We start from the raw sequence: 15012 nt of genomic DNA on the forward strand, positions 1-15012 counted from the left end.
CGTTATATTGGGCGAAAGTTAGACATTATGTTAATCGGTGGAATAAACCGATTAATCTTTAAACTGACGCAGCCACACCCTTGCTGCCTCAGCATCCAATTCAATTTGCTGTTTTAGCGCTTCAAACGATTCAAACTTTTGTTCATCGCGAAGCTTCTGAAGAAGTACAATTTCTAGCTGTTTGCCATACAAATTTGCATGAAAGTCGAATAAATGCACTTCTAGTTGTTGGCGAACACCGTTTACTGTTGGTCGTTGACCAATGTTCGCCACTCCTCCAATCGTCTGTCCATCAAGCCCTAAAGCCTGTACGACAAACACACCTGAAACAGGTGATACACAACGTTTGAGGGGAATATTTGCTGTAGGAAAGCCAATTGTCCTTCCTAGCTTACGACCATGAGATACACGACCACTAATACTGTAATCACGGCCAAGCATCTCTGCCACTGCAGGTAAATCATCTTTAGCGAGGGCATTGCGGATCGCAGTACTGCTGACTCGCTGTTGCTGTAAGCAAAAGCTTTGCGTACTGACAACTTCAAAGCCATGTTCTTTGCCTGCTTGCTGCAACATCGCAAAATTGCCTTTGCGACCATGACCAAAACAGAAATCATCACCAACAACAAGAAACTTAACACCCAATCGCTTGACCAACAAGTCAGTAATAAACTCCTCTGCCGTTAAACTGGCAAAATACGCATTAAAACTGACACAAAGCAAACGATCGAGGCTGAGCTTGCTCAACTGAACAAACTTATCTCGTAGACGAGTCAAGCGCGCCGGAGCTTTGTCTTTTGCAAACAATTCCAATGGTTGAGGTTCAAAGGTCATCACCATCGAAGGCAAATTCAGCGTGTTAGCCTTTTGTGACACCTGCTCAAGAACCGCTTGGTGACCAAGATGAACACCATCGAAGTTTCCTATGGTTAGCACACAACCTTGATGTTGTGGCTGAATATTGTGAATACCTCGAATCAATTCCATTGGAAGCTGCTTAATGCCCTGTCTTCTATATTTACACTGCGTGAAACCGACGGATTATATACCAATCCGTGCTACTCTGTCGCTGCTTTTAAATCTTTTAAGCGCATGCCTAATGCTAATAAACTGAGCAGATAAACACCCGCGCCCAAACCAATTAGTGTGGCTAACCACATCACGCGCTCCGAAAAATCCCATGCCAGCCAAACACTCATATCTTCGAGCTGCCACACTATCGCCGCAACCATCGCACCACCAGCGATAACTAGTCGAACTGCAAACAATAGCGTTTTCCTACTAATTCTATACACACCTTGTATATGAAGACCTCTATATAATAGAGACATGTTAACCAATGCGGAGAGTGCTGTTGCCATTGCCAAGCCAACATAACCATAGAAAAATGCGAAAATGGCATTGAAAACCATATTGGTCACCATTGCGATAATGCCGTACTTTACAGGAGTCTTGGTATCCTGACGCGAATAATAACCGGGAGCCAACACTTTGATCAGCATGAAATTGAGCAACCCAGAAGCATAAGCAAATAAGGATAACGACGCTTGCTGAACATCATGAGGCGAAAATTCACCACGCATAAACAGCACCATTAGCATTGGCTTGGCGAGTACCATTAACCCCAACATCGCAGGTAGCCCTAACAGCAATACCATCCGCACCCCCCAATCCATCGTACTGGCAAAGCCTTCACTCTGCGCGTCAACATGCTTACGAGACAATGCAGGTAAAATTACCGTGGCAATGGCAATACCAAACAAACCTAATGGAAATTCTAATAAGCGGTCAGAATAATAAAGCCAACTGATCGAGCCCGTTTGCAGGAAACTGGCAATAAAAGTATCAAGTAATAAGTTTATCTGACTAACGGATACACCAAATAGCGCAGGGATCATCAGCGTGCGAATTTTCACAACTCCCGGATCGCGCCAGCCCCATTTAGGTTTGACCATCACTCCCGCTTTTATAAGGAACGGTATTTGGAACAAAAACTGCACCAATCCTCCAAGTAAAACACCGATAGCTAAACCCACTTCAGGTTGAGCTAACTGCGGAGCGATATACCACGCAGAAAAAATTATCATCACATTGAGAAAAACTGGCGTGAAAGAAGAAACCGCAAATTTGCCTAGCGTATTGAGTATTGCTCCAGAGAGCGCAACAAAAGTAATAAACCATAAATAGGGGAAGGTAATTTTGAGCATGAAGCTCGCTAGTTCAAACTTCCCTGCAGAAGGACCATCGTTTAACCAATCTAAAAACCAGCCAAAGCCAAATAGAGCGGTAACAACACCGGAGCCTAATACTCCTAGTAGAGTCACAATAGAGACTATTACGCCTAATGTACCGGCAGCGCGGGCAATTAATTGTCGGGTTTCATCCATATCACCACGAGCGTGGTATTCGGTCAGAACCGGGACAAAAGCTTGAGAGAATGCGCCTTCAGCAAAAAGGCGACGTAAGAAGTTAGGGATCTTATTCGCAAAGAAGAACACATCGGCGCTAGCACCTGCTCCCATTAAATTTGCAACAACTACATCGCGCACTAAACCAAGCACACGGGAGATTAAAGTCATCGCGCTGACGATCATGCCAGACTTGAGCAGACGTTTACTCACAAATACCTCAAAAATATGCAATACTTGACTAATCCGACCAAATTGACGAACGAAAGTCGGATTCAAGGCAGATAAGTATTAGCATTGAAAAAAGAATACTGATAGAATCCCCGCCATCTTAACCGTGATGACCCGTTGAATCCAAAGTTTGTTTTGGCTCCGATTGGTTTTTGCACAAATCATTTGACATTTCGGCGCAAATAAGGGATATTCCCTGCCCTTAAATTGTCACCGAACTAAAGTTTTTGGGAGTTAGACCCTTGGCAAATAGTAAATCTGCTAAGAAGCGCGCTATCCAAGCTGAGAAACGTCGCCAGCACAACGCTAGCCGTCGTTCTATGATGCGCACTTACATGAAGAAAACTGTTGCTGCTATCGAAGCAGGCGACAAAGAAGCTGCAACTGCTGCATTTGCTGCAGTTACACCAATCCTAGACCGCATGGCGACTAAAGGTCTTGTTCATAAGAACAAAACTGCTCGTCACAAGTCTCGTTTCGCTGCTGCAATCAAAGCTCTTTAATAGAACTCTGATTTCCAGTGAAAGAAAAACCGGCCTAGGCCGGTTTTTTTATATCCAAATTTTATTCATGACAATACAAATTATGTAAAAGGTCGATTAACGCTCTCACCTCTTCGCTGCTCAGCGTATAATAAACTGTCTGTGCTTCTTTACGTGTATTAACCAAACCATCTCGACGCAACCAAGCTAAATGCTGTGACAATGCCGATTGGCTCAATTCTAGCTTATTACATAACTCCCCTACAGAGAGCTCTTGATTGTGCAGTAAGCATAAGAGCTGTAAACGCCTTTCGTTGGCCATTGCCTTTAATAACACCACAGCTTGAGCAGCGTTTTTTTCCATCTCATGCGCATTCATCAGTACGCCTCCTAGGAACAGCAAAACATCTCACTAGAGGTTTTGAGGTTATAATTAGCTTAAAATTTATACATTTTGTTTTTTTTAAATGCTAATCGATTTGATTTGAAGTGTAAAAGATCTTAGTTAAATAGTTTAGTAAAATCAGCATCACATACATTTTTTACCGCCGGATGCTGGATCATTCTCTCAGCAAATATGACGTAGTACTCTTCTTTCAGTTCATCTATATGACCTAAAAGCTGTAGTGATTGATCATCTCCCACCTCTTTCATGTATATCGTTGGGGCCAGAAAAATTACATCATCATGGTAAAGAGCAAACGCCTTCATTAATGCAACATCATCAAACTCACCTAAAATATCAGCCTGAATACCTTGACGATCAAACCATTCAAGTACTTTTCGCCCCATAGCCGTGCGGCTACCAGGAATGATCAGCTTGCGTTGTTCTAACACAGCAGGAAAGTTAATCTTCTCTACACTACCTGAGCAAAAAAAACTCATACTGCTCTCACCCAGTTTCTTACTAAATAATCCTGGGCTTTGGCTTGAATCTACCGGGCAATCAGACAGGATCATATCGAGCTTATGTTGAGACAATTGTTCCAACAGCATTTCGTGGGTCGATTCAAAGCAGCGTAGATGAATACTGTTATCACTTGGAACTGTGGTCATTAGAATTTTACTCACCAATCGCTTTGACAAAGCATCGGCAACACCAACATCAAACAAAATATTAGAATGCTGACTGTAGTTCACGATATCGAGCAATTCATAACTAAGACCAAACATCCGATCGGAATATTTGAAGACCAGCTGACCGAGCTCAGTCGGTTCCACACTTCGACCATTGCGTTTAGTTAACTTACCATCTAACCGATCTTCTAATGCCTTGATCTGTCCAGTGACTGTTTGCGGTGTTAGAAACAGTGCATCTGCCGCTTTTGTTACAGAGCCTTGCTTGCAGACCATCCAGAAGTAGTACAAGTGATTGTAATTTAGATGAGACATTGGGTAATTTCTTCTTACGTTGAATACTTTAGTTTATAGCAGAAGCTTTAAGTGACAACAATACTTCGACAAAACCGAATAATAGCAGTATTTATAATGAAAATTACCGAATTTTAATTGTAATTTATGACAGAACACTGTCGCATTTGATAAATATCTTTGACTCAACCCTGACCTTTTTGACATTTTATTGATTAAATAACACCGTCAACAAAGGTGATTAATTTACTTCAAAATCAACAAGTTAAATAGAAGCAAAAGCAATAAACAGTGACACAACTCCTTACGAAAAGAAAAAAAAATGTTGTTACATCAAATTGTAATATTACTGAAATATTTCCTCTCTACTATCGCCTTCAGATTGAAAATACAGACCCGACCAAATCCAAGAGTTAACGGTCCAACGGAGAAAATTATGATGAACCAAGCTACTACAGCAGCAGCACCAATCTCGAGCACAGCTCGCTGGTTACGCTGGGCTAACTTGGCATTCATGTTGTACTTACTGCTTCTTGCAGTAGCGATGGTAGGCAGTGGTTTCAAATGGGCAGTTGGCGATCAAGCCAGAGTACTGTTTGAATTTGCATCACACCCAGTAGCAGGTCTGATGATCGGCTTGGTGGCAACGGCGCTTATCCAATCCTCGAGTACAGTTACATCGATTATCGTCGGTCTCGTCGCTGGTGGCTTACCAGTTGAAACCGCAATCCCTATGGTTATGGGTGCTAACATTGGTACAACTGTAACCAACACCCTAGTTTCTTTGGGTCATGTACGTTGCAAAGAAGAATTTAAGCGCGCTTTTGCAAGTGCCACTATTCACGATTTCTTTAATCTACTAGCGGTAATCATCTTTCTACCACTTGAGATGATGTTCGGTATTTTAGACAAAATTTCTCATTGGTTAGTCTCTCCTCTACTGGCTACTGGTGATATGAGCATGGGTGGCTTCGATTTCGTTAAGCCAGTCACTAAGCCCGTAATCAGCGCCATTCAAGGTCCACTAAGTACCTTTGGCGATACGATTGGCGGAGTACTACTGATTACATTAGGTATCGCGACTATTTTCGTAGCGATCACTGTCATGGGCAAGCTGATGAAAGCGTTAATGGTTGGTCGTGCTCGTGAGCTTCTTAAGAATGCAATCGGTCGCGGTCCTATCCACGGCATTGTATCTGGCTCAATCGTTACTGTACTGGTTCAATCATCTTCAACGACGACTAGCCTAATGGTTCCGCTCGTTGGTACTGGCGTTCTTAAAGTACGTGATGTTTACCCGTTCACTCTAGGTGCAAATATTGGTACCTGTATTACAGCATTACTGGCGGCAACAGCCGTATCTGGTGAGTTCGCTGTATTTGCACTACAAATTGCTCTGGTACACCTAGTTTTCAACCTAATGGCTACTGTATTCATCTTTGGAATCCCATTCTTACGTGAGATTCCCGTGAAATGCGCAGAAACACTGGCTGAAATGGCAATTAAGAACAAAACAGTAGTAGCAGCCTACTTACTAGCGGTGTTTATTGTTCTTCCAGGCGCAATCTTAGCTTTGACTGTATAATCCCTAAAAAGCACCACTTACTGAGCCCCTGACAATGTCAGGGGCTTTTTTATACGCATAAAAAAGGCTGACACATAGTCAGCCTTTCAATTCATTTCTTTAGCTACACTGAAAATGGAAACTTAATTGGATCGTGAGACTCATAACCTTCAACCCAAAAATCATCCAATGTTACCCAGGTTTCTAGATCTTCGAGTGTTTTGATCTCAGGATTAATGTGGAATGTTGCTGGCGCAAGAGGCTCACGCTTAAGCTGAACATCGCGCATTAATTCCAATTGGTCTTCATAGATATGCGCATTCACTATCTTGTGGTACGCAACACCGGCTTTCTTGCCTGTAATCTGCGCCATAATCGCAAGAAAGGCATAAACCTGTACCATGTTGAAGTTCAAGCCTAATGGAACGTCACAAGAGCGCTGAGTGCTGTTTAAGTACAAGGTATCACCCAGTAGTGAGAAGTGGTGACTATACATGCAAGGACGCAAACAGCCCATGTGGAATTCACCCGGGTTATAGAAATTAAGAATTTCACCGCGATCATCCACACCACGAGTTAATTCATCAACAATTTTACGCAGTTGATCAACTTGTCCGCCGTCTGGCTTTGCCCATGCACGACCTTGTACGCCGTAAACTCGCCCCATGTCATCTTCACCCTTACGATGAGGATTATCTAGCCACGCTTGATTGAGGTTTGCATTCGCATCCCAAGTTTTGGTACCTAGTTTGCGAAAATCTTCAGCATTATCATAACCGCGTATGTAACCTAGAAGCTCGGCAACTGCCGACTTCCAAAAGCTCTTACGAGTCGTAACAAGAGGGAATTGGTTGTTAGACACATCGTAAGTTAAATCGGCATTGATTACGGTAAGGCAGCGCTTACCCGTACGCTCATTTTCAACCCATTCACCATGGTCAACGATTCGCTGACAGAGATCTAAATACTGTTTCACACCAATTCCTTACTTCGCTTTCTGTTGGGGTAATTCGTCTTTGTAATGACCGCGTTTATAAGCCCATACCATCATCAAAACACCAAGAATAACCATTGGTAATGATAGGATTTGACCCATTGAGATAAAGCCACCAAATAGACCTAAATGTGCATCTGGCTCGCGCACATACTCGATTAAGAAACGGAATGTACCATATCCAGCGAGGAATAACCCTGACACCGAGCCAAGAGGGCGTGGCTTTTTAATAAACCAATTCAAGATGAAGAACAATACGATCCCCTCAAGAGCCATCTCATATAACTGCGAAGGGTGGCGTGGTAACGGTCCCCCGTTCGGAAAGATAATAGCCCAAGGTACATCCGTCACCCGTCCCCATAATTCACTGTTCATAAAATTGCCTAAGCGCCCCATCCCTAAACCAAATGGAACGAGTGGCGCGATAAAATCAGCAACACCAAAGAAGGTTCGACTGTTTTTTCTCGCGTACCAGAACATGGCGGAAATTACACCAAGTAAGCCACCGTGGAATGACATACCGCCGGTCCAAACTTTAAATAGGTACAATGGATCTTGAAGGAAAAGGTCAAAGTTATAAAACAGCACGTAACCAACACGACCACCAATAACGACACCTAAGAAGCCAGCAAAGAGCAGATCGGATACCTGATCTCGTGTCCAACCGCTACCCGGTTTATCTGCTCGTCGATTTGCCAGCCATAAAGCAAAAGCAAAACCTATTAAATACATCAAACCATACCAACGAATGGATAGTGGACCGATGGAAACTAAGACAGGATCGATATTAGGAAATTCAAAGTATCCCTGGAACATAAGAAGACTACTCTTTTAATGAAGATTTATATGAGATTTCGCTACAGCAACATAGTTCCCGCAACAAACATCAAAAATAGTGCGAATATCTTTTTCAACGCAGCAGTAGGCAACGATGTTGCCATTTTTGCGCCAATACGCGTGGTAAGCATTGAAGTCGACGCTATAGCAGCAAGCGCGGGAAGATAAACATAGCCCACACTATACGCTGGTAAATTCTCTGCACTGTAACCATGAAGAATAAAGCCTAGCATCCCAGAGATAGCAATAACGCAACCACACACAGATGAAGAGCCTACCGCTTTTCGCATCTCAACGCCATGGCGATTAAGAAATGGAACTGACAAAGAGCCACCGCCAATCCCCGCTAAGCTTGAAATCATACCGATACCAGCGCCATAACCTATGGTTTTACTGCTAGAAGGCATACGGCGTTCTATAGTGCTCCTGATAGAAAGTAACATCTGTAATGCAAGAAAAAGTACAATGACGCCAAAGACTTTCGGTAGGTAATGCGTTGGGATCCATTCGGCAATATTAGCCCCAACAAACCCACCAACCACTACTCCGGGCATTAACCACTTAATGACAAACATATCAACATTACCAAGCTTAAGGTGGTTTAAGGCTGAAGATCCGGAAGTGACAATAATGGTTGAGAGTGATGTAGCCAATGCGATGTGCATGCATATATCGGGGTCAATACCGGCTTGTGGTAACAGGTATAACAAAGCCGGTACGACAATAAGCCCACCGCCAATGCCTAATAATCCAGCCATAATCCCAACAAACGAGCCAAGTAAAAGCATCAAACATAGAAGTTCAATATTCACGATTTTCCTTACTTTTTACCCGCACGAATAAAGCCGGAAAAACCTTTTAACTCAAAGAAGTCCTGCATCATTGTATAAATGTTATTGCCGTATGGCTGTACTAACGCTTGGTTGGCAAGCAATTTTAATTCATCGGCGCTGGTGTGCCTAAGTAGATATTTCACTTTGGCTACGTTAGAAGTATTCATACTCAAGCTGCGATATCCAAGCCCAACTAACAGCAATGAGCCGATGGGATCGCCTGCTAACTCACCACAGATACACACTGGTAACTTAAGTTGCTGACAAGTTTGGTGAATATGGTTCAAAGCCATGATCACAGCAGGATGCATGCTCTCATAAACGTTCGACACTCTTGAATTGTTACGATCTACCGCCAGCAAATATTGGGTCAAATCATTAGTACCAACAGAGACAAAATCGATCTTCTCAGCCAACAACGGAAGCAGGTAGAGCATAGATGGCACTTCGAGCATAATCCCTACTTCTGGGCGTTCGATCTCTGGGTTTATAGCCACCACCTCAGAGTACGCTTGCTCAATCAAAGTCAATGCATCATCTAATTCTTGCGCCCCCGAAATCATCGGTAATAAAATACTTAGATTCTTAGTCTCTGCGCTGGCTTTCATCATCGCGCGAATCTGCATTAGGAAAATATCCGGATGATCAAGAGTAAAGCGAATTCCACGCCAACCTAAGAATGGGTTGTCTTCCTCTATAGGTAAATATGGCAGAGCTTTATCTCCACCAATATCAAGTGAACGCATCACTACCCGTTTATCTGGGTAAGTCGTCAATACAGATTTATACTGATGAGTCTGCTCTTCTTCTGACGGAAAACGATGCTGCAATAAAAAACTGATTTCTGTTCGATACAAGCCAACACCATCCACACCCTGATTAACGGCAATATTGGCATCGGCACTTAATCCAGCATTGAGCAGAACTTCAATACGTTCACCATCACTCGTATACGCAGGCTCTTCGATGCGTTGGTTGACCATGTTGGCCAACTCGCGCTCTTCGTTCGCAAGTGCACGATATTCCTTCAGTAGCTGGCGGCTAGGCGAAATCAGTATTTTGCCGCTGTAGCCATCGACAATCCCTTGCTTACCATTGATGGTGCTGAGATTTAAACTCACCCCCATCACCGCAGGAATACCCAACGCGCGCGCAAGAATAGCGGCATGGGAATTTGCAGCACCTTCCAGCGATATAACAGCTAATAACTGATCTTTAGGAATGGAGGCTAATAACGACGCCGTTAATTCGCGTACAACCAAAATTATCGGCTGATCGAAACTTTGCTGCTCTTGTTCGGCATTGTGTAGAAAATAGAGTAGACGCTGCCCTAACTCACGAACATCTTGTGCTCGCTCCCTTAAATAGGTATCTGACATGCGTGCAAATCGATTTGAATAGGTTTCAACGACCTGACGAACCGCCCAATCCGCTCGATCCCCTTTTTGAATTTGTGCTTTAAGATCTTTGCGCAGCATCGGGTCATTGAGTAGATGGGTAAACAAATCGAAAATAGCGAGTGTGTCTTTATTGATTTCACTATCAAGCTTTTTACGCATACGACGGAAATCCGTCAACGCAGCTTCAATCGCCAACAATAGCCACTCTTGTTCGCGTTCAACATCCAGCGCAGAGGCAGGACTGACATCAGAAAGTAGTGGTTGGCTGTTATCCCACCAAAATTGTCCAATAGCGACGCCTGATGACGCTGGGATTCCACGAATCGCTTGTTGAGTTTTTTCTAACCGCCACTGCCCTTGTGTTTGTGCATGAGCAATAATCACAGCAAGCTGTGCTGCAAGGGTGACGAGAAATGACTCTTCCATTTCACTAAACAGACGTGGTTCTTTCTGCTGGACCACCAGCACACCAAGGACCTGCTTACGATGAATAATCGGGGTGCCTAAAAAGCTTTGATAAACCTCTTCTCCTAATTGAGAGAAGTATTTGAACTCTGGATGCTTGGAAGCTTCAGCGAGATTAAGTGGTTCAGCACTACGCTTAACTAAACCCACCAAACCTTCGCCATAATTCATATGTATTTTATTGCCTTTAAAGCGCAAGCCTTGAGTTGCCATCAACTCAAGGCGTTGCATCTCTTCATTGGCAAGGTAAATCGTACAGCACTCCGTGTGCATAGCGAGACACGTTTCTTTAACCAAAAGTTGTAACGCCGCATGGACGTTTTCTACTCTTGAAACTTGTTCAACTATATTCCTTAGTTGAGAAAGCATCTCTACCCTCTTCGCGATTTACGTTTGCCTTTAGCACGACGTTCTTTAAATGGCATAGCCATGGATGCGAACTCTTTCATTGCTCTGCGATAAACATCGCGTTTGAAAGAGACCACTTGACGCACTGGATACCAATAACTCACCCAACGCCAACCATCAAACTCAGGGGCATGACCACGTTGCATGTTGATATTTGACTCATCACAATCCATACGTAGTAAAAACCATTTCTGTTTTTGACCGATACAAACAGGTTTGGAATCCCAGCGAACCAATCGTTTGGGTAATTTATATCTCAACCAATGTCGACTAGTTGCTATGATTTTCACGTCTTTCTTAGTAAGACCTACCTCTTCATACAACTCTCTATACATAGCTTGTTCTGGTGTTTCACCATCATCAATTCCTCCTTGAGGAAATTGCCATGAATGCTGTCCGTATCGTTTAGCCCAGAAGACCTGACCATGGTTGTTACAGATTACAATACCCACATTTAAGCGGTAACCATCGCCATCTATCACTGGCCAACCTCTATATAATCTTTATTTGCGCTAATTTTTCCACATATCCCCAAGCGGAGCAAACTTACTAGTGTGACTAACACAGAAATTATCGCCGAATCTTACTGTTCTGGATAAGTTATCATCAAAAATGTCGTTATTCACATTAAGGTGAGACCTACTCCACATTTATTCACCTTTTCTGTGCATAAGTATGTGAAGAAACTCCGAACAAGCGATCGTTTGTTCAAAACACTCTATTTGCGCAACAAAAAACACGTAACAACCAAGCCTTATAACCCATACAATACAGCAAGTTAACTGGGGAAAATTCGTAATATTCATTTAATAAAAAATAAGCTCAGCAACCTTGACTCAAACTGCTCAAAGATCAATCACCGCTCACTTTATCCACATTTCAAAAGAAACAAAAAGCTAATCCTTGAAAACTCAAGCAAAAAAAACCACTAAAACCCCTGTTAATTCGTACAGATACTGAGAATACGTTATTTTTCCACCAATATCTGTGGATAACCTCTTAATGAAGATCTTTTCATCATTTAGTACGATCTTTGCTCAGGTCGATCTTTTGGGAAATAACGTTAGAATAACGCCAACGACATCAAGAAGTGTAATAGATGAAATCTGAACCAAAATCAGAACAAGAATTGCTGGAGCGAGCGAAAGAAATTGCAGGACTCACTTTTCAAGAACTCGCTGAAGAGGCTAGCATCAAAATACCTGAAAACTTACGCCGAGATAAAGGCTGGGTAGGTCAATTGCTCGAATGGCATTTAGGTGCAATCGCGGGAAGTAAGCCGCAGCAAGATTTCGAGGATCTAGGTATTGAACTAAAAACTATTCCAATTGGGTACAATAGCAAGCCTCTTGAAAGCACATTCGTTTGTGTCGCCCCTTTAATGGGCGTACAAGGCTTAACGTGGCAACGAAGCCATGTACGTAACAAACTATCGCGGGTACTTTGGATCCCTGTCGAAGGAGAAAGAGAGATCCCTCTCGCCGAGCGCCGAGTAGGTTCACCATTAATTTGGTCACCCAGTAAAGAAGAAGAAAACCAACTGCAAGCCGACTGGGAAGAGCTAATGGAGTTGATTGTACTTGGACAAATAGACAAAATCACCGCACGACACGGTGAAGTGTTGCAGCTTCGTCCGAAAGCGGCCAATAGTCACGCCCTAACGGAAGCGTACGGTGCCAGCGGAAAACCGATAAAAACACTACCACGCGGTTTTTACTTGAGAACCCAATTTACCGCTCGTATCCTCGCCAATACTTTTGCTTAGTGGGCCGTGAGCATCAACTCTATATCATGGTACATAGACACACTCTCAGAACCAAATTCGTCATAGCTATTGTGTAAGCGTAAATAAGCGCGTTCAACATCAAGCTTATGCAGCTCTTCTTTGACTTGATCCAGTGATGCAAAATGAACTGGATGCCCATCAACACAAATCGGTTCTAGTTTGTGCTTATACTCCACTGCTAATAAGTACTGAGATAAGTCAGAACAGCTGATCACAAATACCTTCGGTGGTTGATAACTCTTCTTGTGAAAACCATGTATCCATTTATCCAATTGCTTCCTATGCATACCCCCTCCCCAAAAATTCAAGCGCACGACTTACATGCCTAATCAGAATTCACCTGTACGCTTAGTAATAATTATAAGTACAAAATACGGACATTTGCGACCAAGTCACTTCTCTAATACACAAAAGCTCTTTTATATTGGCTATAAAGGCAACCAGGAGATAGTCTGACCAGACTGTTTCATACAACAAGGAAGCGCCATGAAATATCACAAACTCCCGCATTCCAATTTAGAAGTCAGTAAAATCTGTTTGGGAACCATGACTTTCGGTGAACAGAATTCCCAAGTCGATGCCTTCAATCAACTTGATTACGCTATCGAAAGAGGTGTCAACTTTATTGATACCGCAGAAATGTACCCAGTTCCACCGAACGCCAAAACTCAGGGTGCGACGGAAAACCATATTGGAAACTGGTTAGAAAAATCTGGTAAACGAGAGAAAGTCATCTTAGCGACTAAAGTTGCAGGGCCGAGGAACGTCCCCTATATTCGCGACAACATGAAACTCGACCGACGTAATATCCATCAAGCGGTCGATGATAGTCTAACTAGGCTAAAAACCGATTACATCGACCTCTATCAAATTCATTGGCCGCAACGTGAAACCAACACCTTCGGTCAACTCAACTACCCTTATCCAGATTCTCAGCAAGAAGTAACACTCGTCGAAACCCTTGAAGCAATGGCTGAACTCATCAAAGCAGGTAAAGTTCGTGACATCGGAGTATCAAATGAAACACCTTGGGGCGTGATGACATTACTGAAGTTGGCAGAAAAACATAACTTACCAAAGATTATTTCCATCCAAAACCCATACAACCTGCTCAACCGAAGCTTTGAAGTCGGTCTATCAGAAATAAGTCACTTTGAAGGAATTAAATTGCTCGCGTATTCACCGTTAGCATTTGGCTGTTTGAGCGGAAAATATCTGCACGGTCAAAGACCGCTAGGCGCACGGTGTTCGTTGTTTGAGCGTTTTGTTCGTTACTTTACACCGCAAGGTATAGCTGCAACTCAAGCTTATGTTGACTTAGCGCATAAGCATGGGCTCGATCCAGCTCAAATGGCGCTTGCCTTTGTCAATCAGCGTCCATTCGTCGCAGCGAACATTATTGGCGCAACAACGATGGAACAGCTAAAGGCGAATATTGATAGTATCTCTATCGAGTTAAGTGATGAATTACTAAAAGATCTCCAAGAGATTGGGACCACTTACTCCAACCCTTGTCCTTAGGTGGTAAGGGAGAGAAGAATCACTTCCCTCCCTTAATTTACGTTGTTATTCGCAACGTTAAAATCCGGCGTAGATGACGAATACGACGTTCGGCTTTCACTTCAGGTGCAATACTGCTTGCCAGCGGACGTCCATCTTTATCTAGACCAATATCACGTAGTAGATGCTCATTTTGCCACGGAATTTCGTGCGCACTACGACGAACCTTACGTAACCAAGCTCGCTCTTCACGGCGTAGATCGGCTTTGACTAAGACAGTGGCGAGCTTTAGGTAAATTGAATGACTCATTAGTTTCTCCAGTACATAGTGATGCTGGGGAAAAAGGTCAACAAATTAAAGGAATCAATTCGATACTTAATCAGCTGCCTTTTTCCGCAGCCAATTAATAAATGGTTACGGATTAAATAGTTGCGTGTTTAGAATTTCGATCGGTCATATGGTTGGCAAAACAAGGAGCAAAGCTCCAAATAGCCATGGGATCGACAGAGGTACACGTGGTTTGAATGACAGTGAACTGTTTCATAGTGCGCCTCCTAGCAAATATTTAATCCAATTTTGAGTGGGGTATGAGCTTGAGCTCATGGCTAAATACTAAGCAATAGAGATTATTATTCAACCACTAATTAACCGAAAAAATAAAAACAAACTATTAACCTAAAATTAACCCGTTTATTGCTAATTTTATAAGATATTCCTCTTGGAAATATATCT

The 15012-nt window shown here is 42.9% G+C and carries 16 protein-coding genes; 4 read left to right on the forward strand and 12 right to left on the reverse strand.

Features of this window, described 5'->3' with window-relative positions; all coding sequences use genetic code 11:
* Positions 1-51 precede the first annotated feature (51 nt).
* Positions 52-987, reverse strand: a complete 936-nt coding sequence (ribF, locus tag L4C38_RS13730; RefSeq protein WP_428798128.1) for a bifunctional riboflavin kinase/FAD synthetase — start codon at positions 985-987, stop codon at positions 52-54.
* A gap of 71 nt (positions 988-1058) precedes the next feature.
* A complete protein-coding gene (gene murJ / locus L4C38_RS13735) occupies positions 1059-2621 on the reverse strand; it encodes a murein biosynthesis integral membrane protein MurJ (protein WP_428798129.1) in 1563 nt (520 codons plus the stop codon).
* Between the two features lie 260 nt (positions 2622-2881).
* On the opposite strand from murJ, the gene rpsT reads away from it, so the two are divergent.
* On the forward strand, positions 2882-3142 hold the full coding sequence (gene rpsT, locus L4C38_RS13740; protein WP_120031875.1) for a 30S ribosomal protein S20: 261 nt from the start codon (positions 2882-2884) through the stop codon (positions 3140-3142).
* 61 nt (positions 3143-3203) lie between these two features.
* On the opposite strand, the gene L4C38_RS13745 is transcribed toward rpsT, so the two are convergent.
* Both L4C38_RS13745 and nhaR read right to left on the reverse strand, forming a co-directional pair.
* Entirely contained in the window at positions 3204-3500 is a 297-nt protein-coding gene (locus tag L4C38_RS13745) for an ArsR/SmtB family transcription factor (RefSeq protein WP_428798130.1), read from the reverse strand.
* Positions 3501-3622: 122 nt separating this feature from the next.
* Complete coding sequence (nhaR, locus tag L4C38_RS13750) at positions 3623-4513, reverse strand: transcriptional activator NhaR (protein WP_428798131.1); 891 nt, start codon at positions 4511-4513, stop codon at positions 3623-3625.
* 418 nt (positions 4514-4931) lie between these two features.
* Here nhaR and L4C38_RS13755 point away from each other — a divergent pair, with 418 nt between their 5' ends.
* Positions 4932-6077, forward strand: coding sequence for a Na/Pi symporter (locus L4C38_RS13755; protein ID WP_428798226.1), 1146 nt, complete (start codon positions 4932-4934; stop codon positions 6075-6077).
* 103 nt (positions 6078-6180) lie between these two features.
* Here L4C38_RS13755 and L4C38_RS13760 read toward each other — a convergent pair whose 3' ends face one another.
* The 5 genes from L4C38_RS13760 to rppH are packed head-to-tail and all read right to left on the reverse strand — an operon-like array spanning position 6181 to position 11475.
* Positions 6181-7032 carry a thymidylate synthase gene (locus L4C38_RS13760; RefSeq protein WP_428798132.1) on the reverse strand — a complete coding sequence of 284 codons (852 nt, stop codon included), beginning with the start codon at positions 7030-7032 and terminating at the stop codon, positions 6181-6183.
* Between the two features lie 9 nt (positions 7033-7041).
* On the reverse strand, positions 7042-7866 hold the full coding sequence (gene lgt / locus L4C38_RS13765) for a prolipoprotein diacylglyceryl transferase (RefSeq protein WP_428798133.1): 825 nt from the start codon (positions 7864-7866) through the stop codon (positions 7042-7044).
* Between the two features lie 41 nt (positions 7867-7907).
* The gene (locus tag L4C38_RS13770) at positions 7908-8675 is read right to left on the reverse strand and encodes a sulfite exporter TauE/SafE family protein (RefSeq protein ID WP_428798227.1); all 768 of its coding nucleotides are present in this window, start codon (positions 8673-8675) and stop codon (positions 7908-7910) included.
* A 32-nt stretch (positions 8676-8707) separates the two neighbouring features.
* On the reverse strand, positions 8708-10954 hold the full coding sequence (gene ptsP / locus L4C38_RS13775) for a phosphoenolpyruvate--protein phosphotransferase (RefSeq protein WP_428798134.1): 2247 nt from the start codon (positions 10952-10954) through the stop codon (positions 8708-8710).
* 2 nt (positions 10955-10956) lie between these two features.
* Complete coding sequence (rppH, locus tag L4C38_RS13780) at positions 10957-11475, reverse strand: RNA pyrophosphohydrolase (RefSeq protein ID WP_428798135.1); 519 nt, start codon at positions 11473-11475, stop codon at positions 10957-10959.
* Between the two features lie 617 nt (positions 11476-12092).
* On the opposite strand from rppH, the gene mutH reads away from it, so the two are divergent.
* Positions 12093-12758, forward strand: a complete 666-nt coding sequence (mutH, locus tag L4C38_RS13785; protein ID WP_428798136.1) for a DNA mismatch repair endonuclease MutH — start codon at positions 12093-12095, stop codon at positions 12756-12758.
* On the opposite strand, the gene L4C38_RS13790 is transcribed toward mutH, so the two are convergent.
* Positions 12755-13066 carry a DUF6482 family protein gene (locus tag L4C38_RS13790; protein WP_428798137.1) on the reverse strand — a complete coding sequence of 104 codons (312 nt, stop codon included), beginning with the start codon at positions 13064-13066 and terminating at the stop codon, positions 12755-12757. The two genes, mutH and L4C38_RS13790, sit on opposite strands and share 4 nt — an antisense overlap.
* Before the next feature lie 199 nt (positions 13067-13265).
* On the opposite strand from L4C38_RS13790, the gene L4C38_RS13795 reads away from it, so the two are divergent.
* On the forward strand, positions 13266-14300 hold the full coding sequence (locus tag L4C38_RS13795) for an NADP(H)-dependent aldo-keto reductase (protein ID WP_428798138.1): 1035 nt from the start codon (positions 13266-13268) through the stop codon (positions 14298-14300).
* Positions 14301-14337: 37 nt separating this feature from the next.
* Here L4C38_RS13795 and L4C38_RS13800 read toward each other — a convergent pair whose 3' ends face one another.
* Together L4C38_RS13800 and L4C38_RS13805 are read right to left on the reverse strand one after the other, a co-directional pair.
* On the reverse strand, positions 14338-14589 hold the full coding sequence (locus L4C38_RS13800) for a DUF1127 domain-containing protein (RefSeq protein WP_428798139.1): 252 nt from the start codon (positions 14587-14589) through the stop codon (positions 14338-14340).
* Between the two features lie 112 nt (positions 14590-14701).
* A complete protein-coding gene (locus L4C38_RS13805; RefSeq protein WP_428798140.1) occupies positions 14702-14824 on the reverse strand; it encodes a hypothetical protein in 123 nt (40 codons plus the stop codon).
* Positions 14825-15012 lie beyond the last annotated feature (188 nt).

The organism is Vibrio kasasachensis, from assembly GCF_050337565.1.
GTDB classification, from domain to species: Bacteria; Pseudomonadota; Gammaproteobacteria; order Enterobacterales; family Vibrionaceae; genus Vibrio; species Vibrio kasasachensis.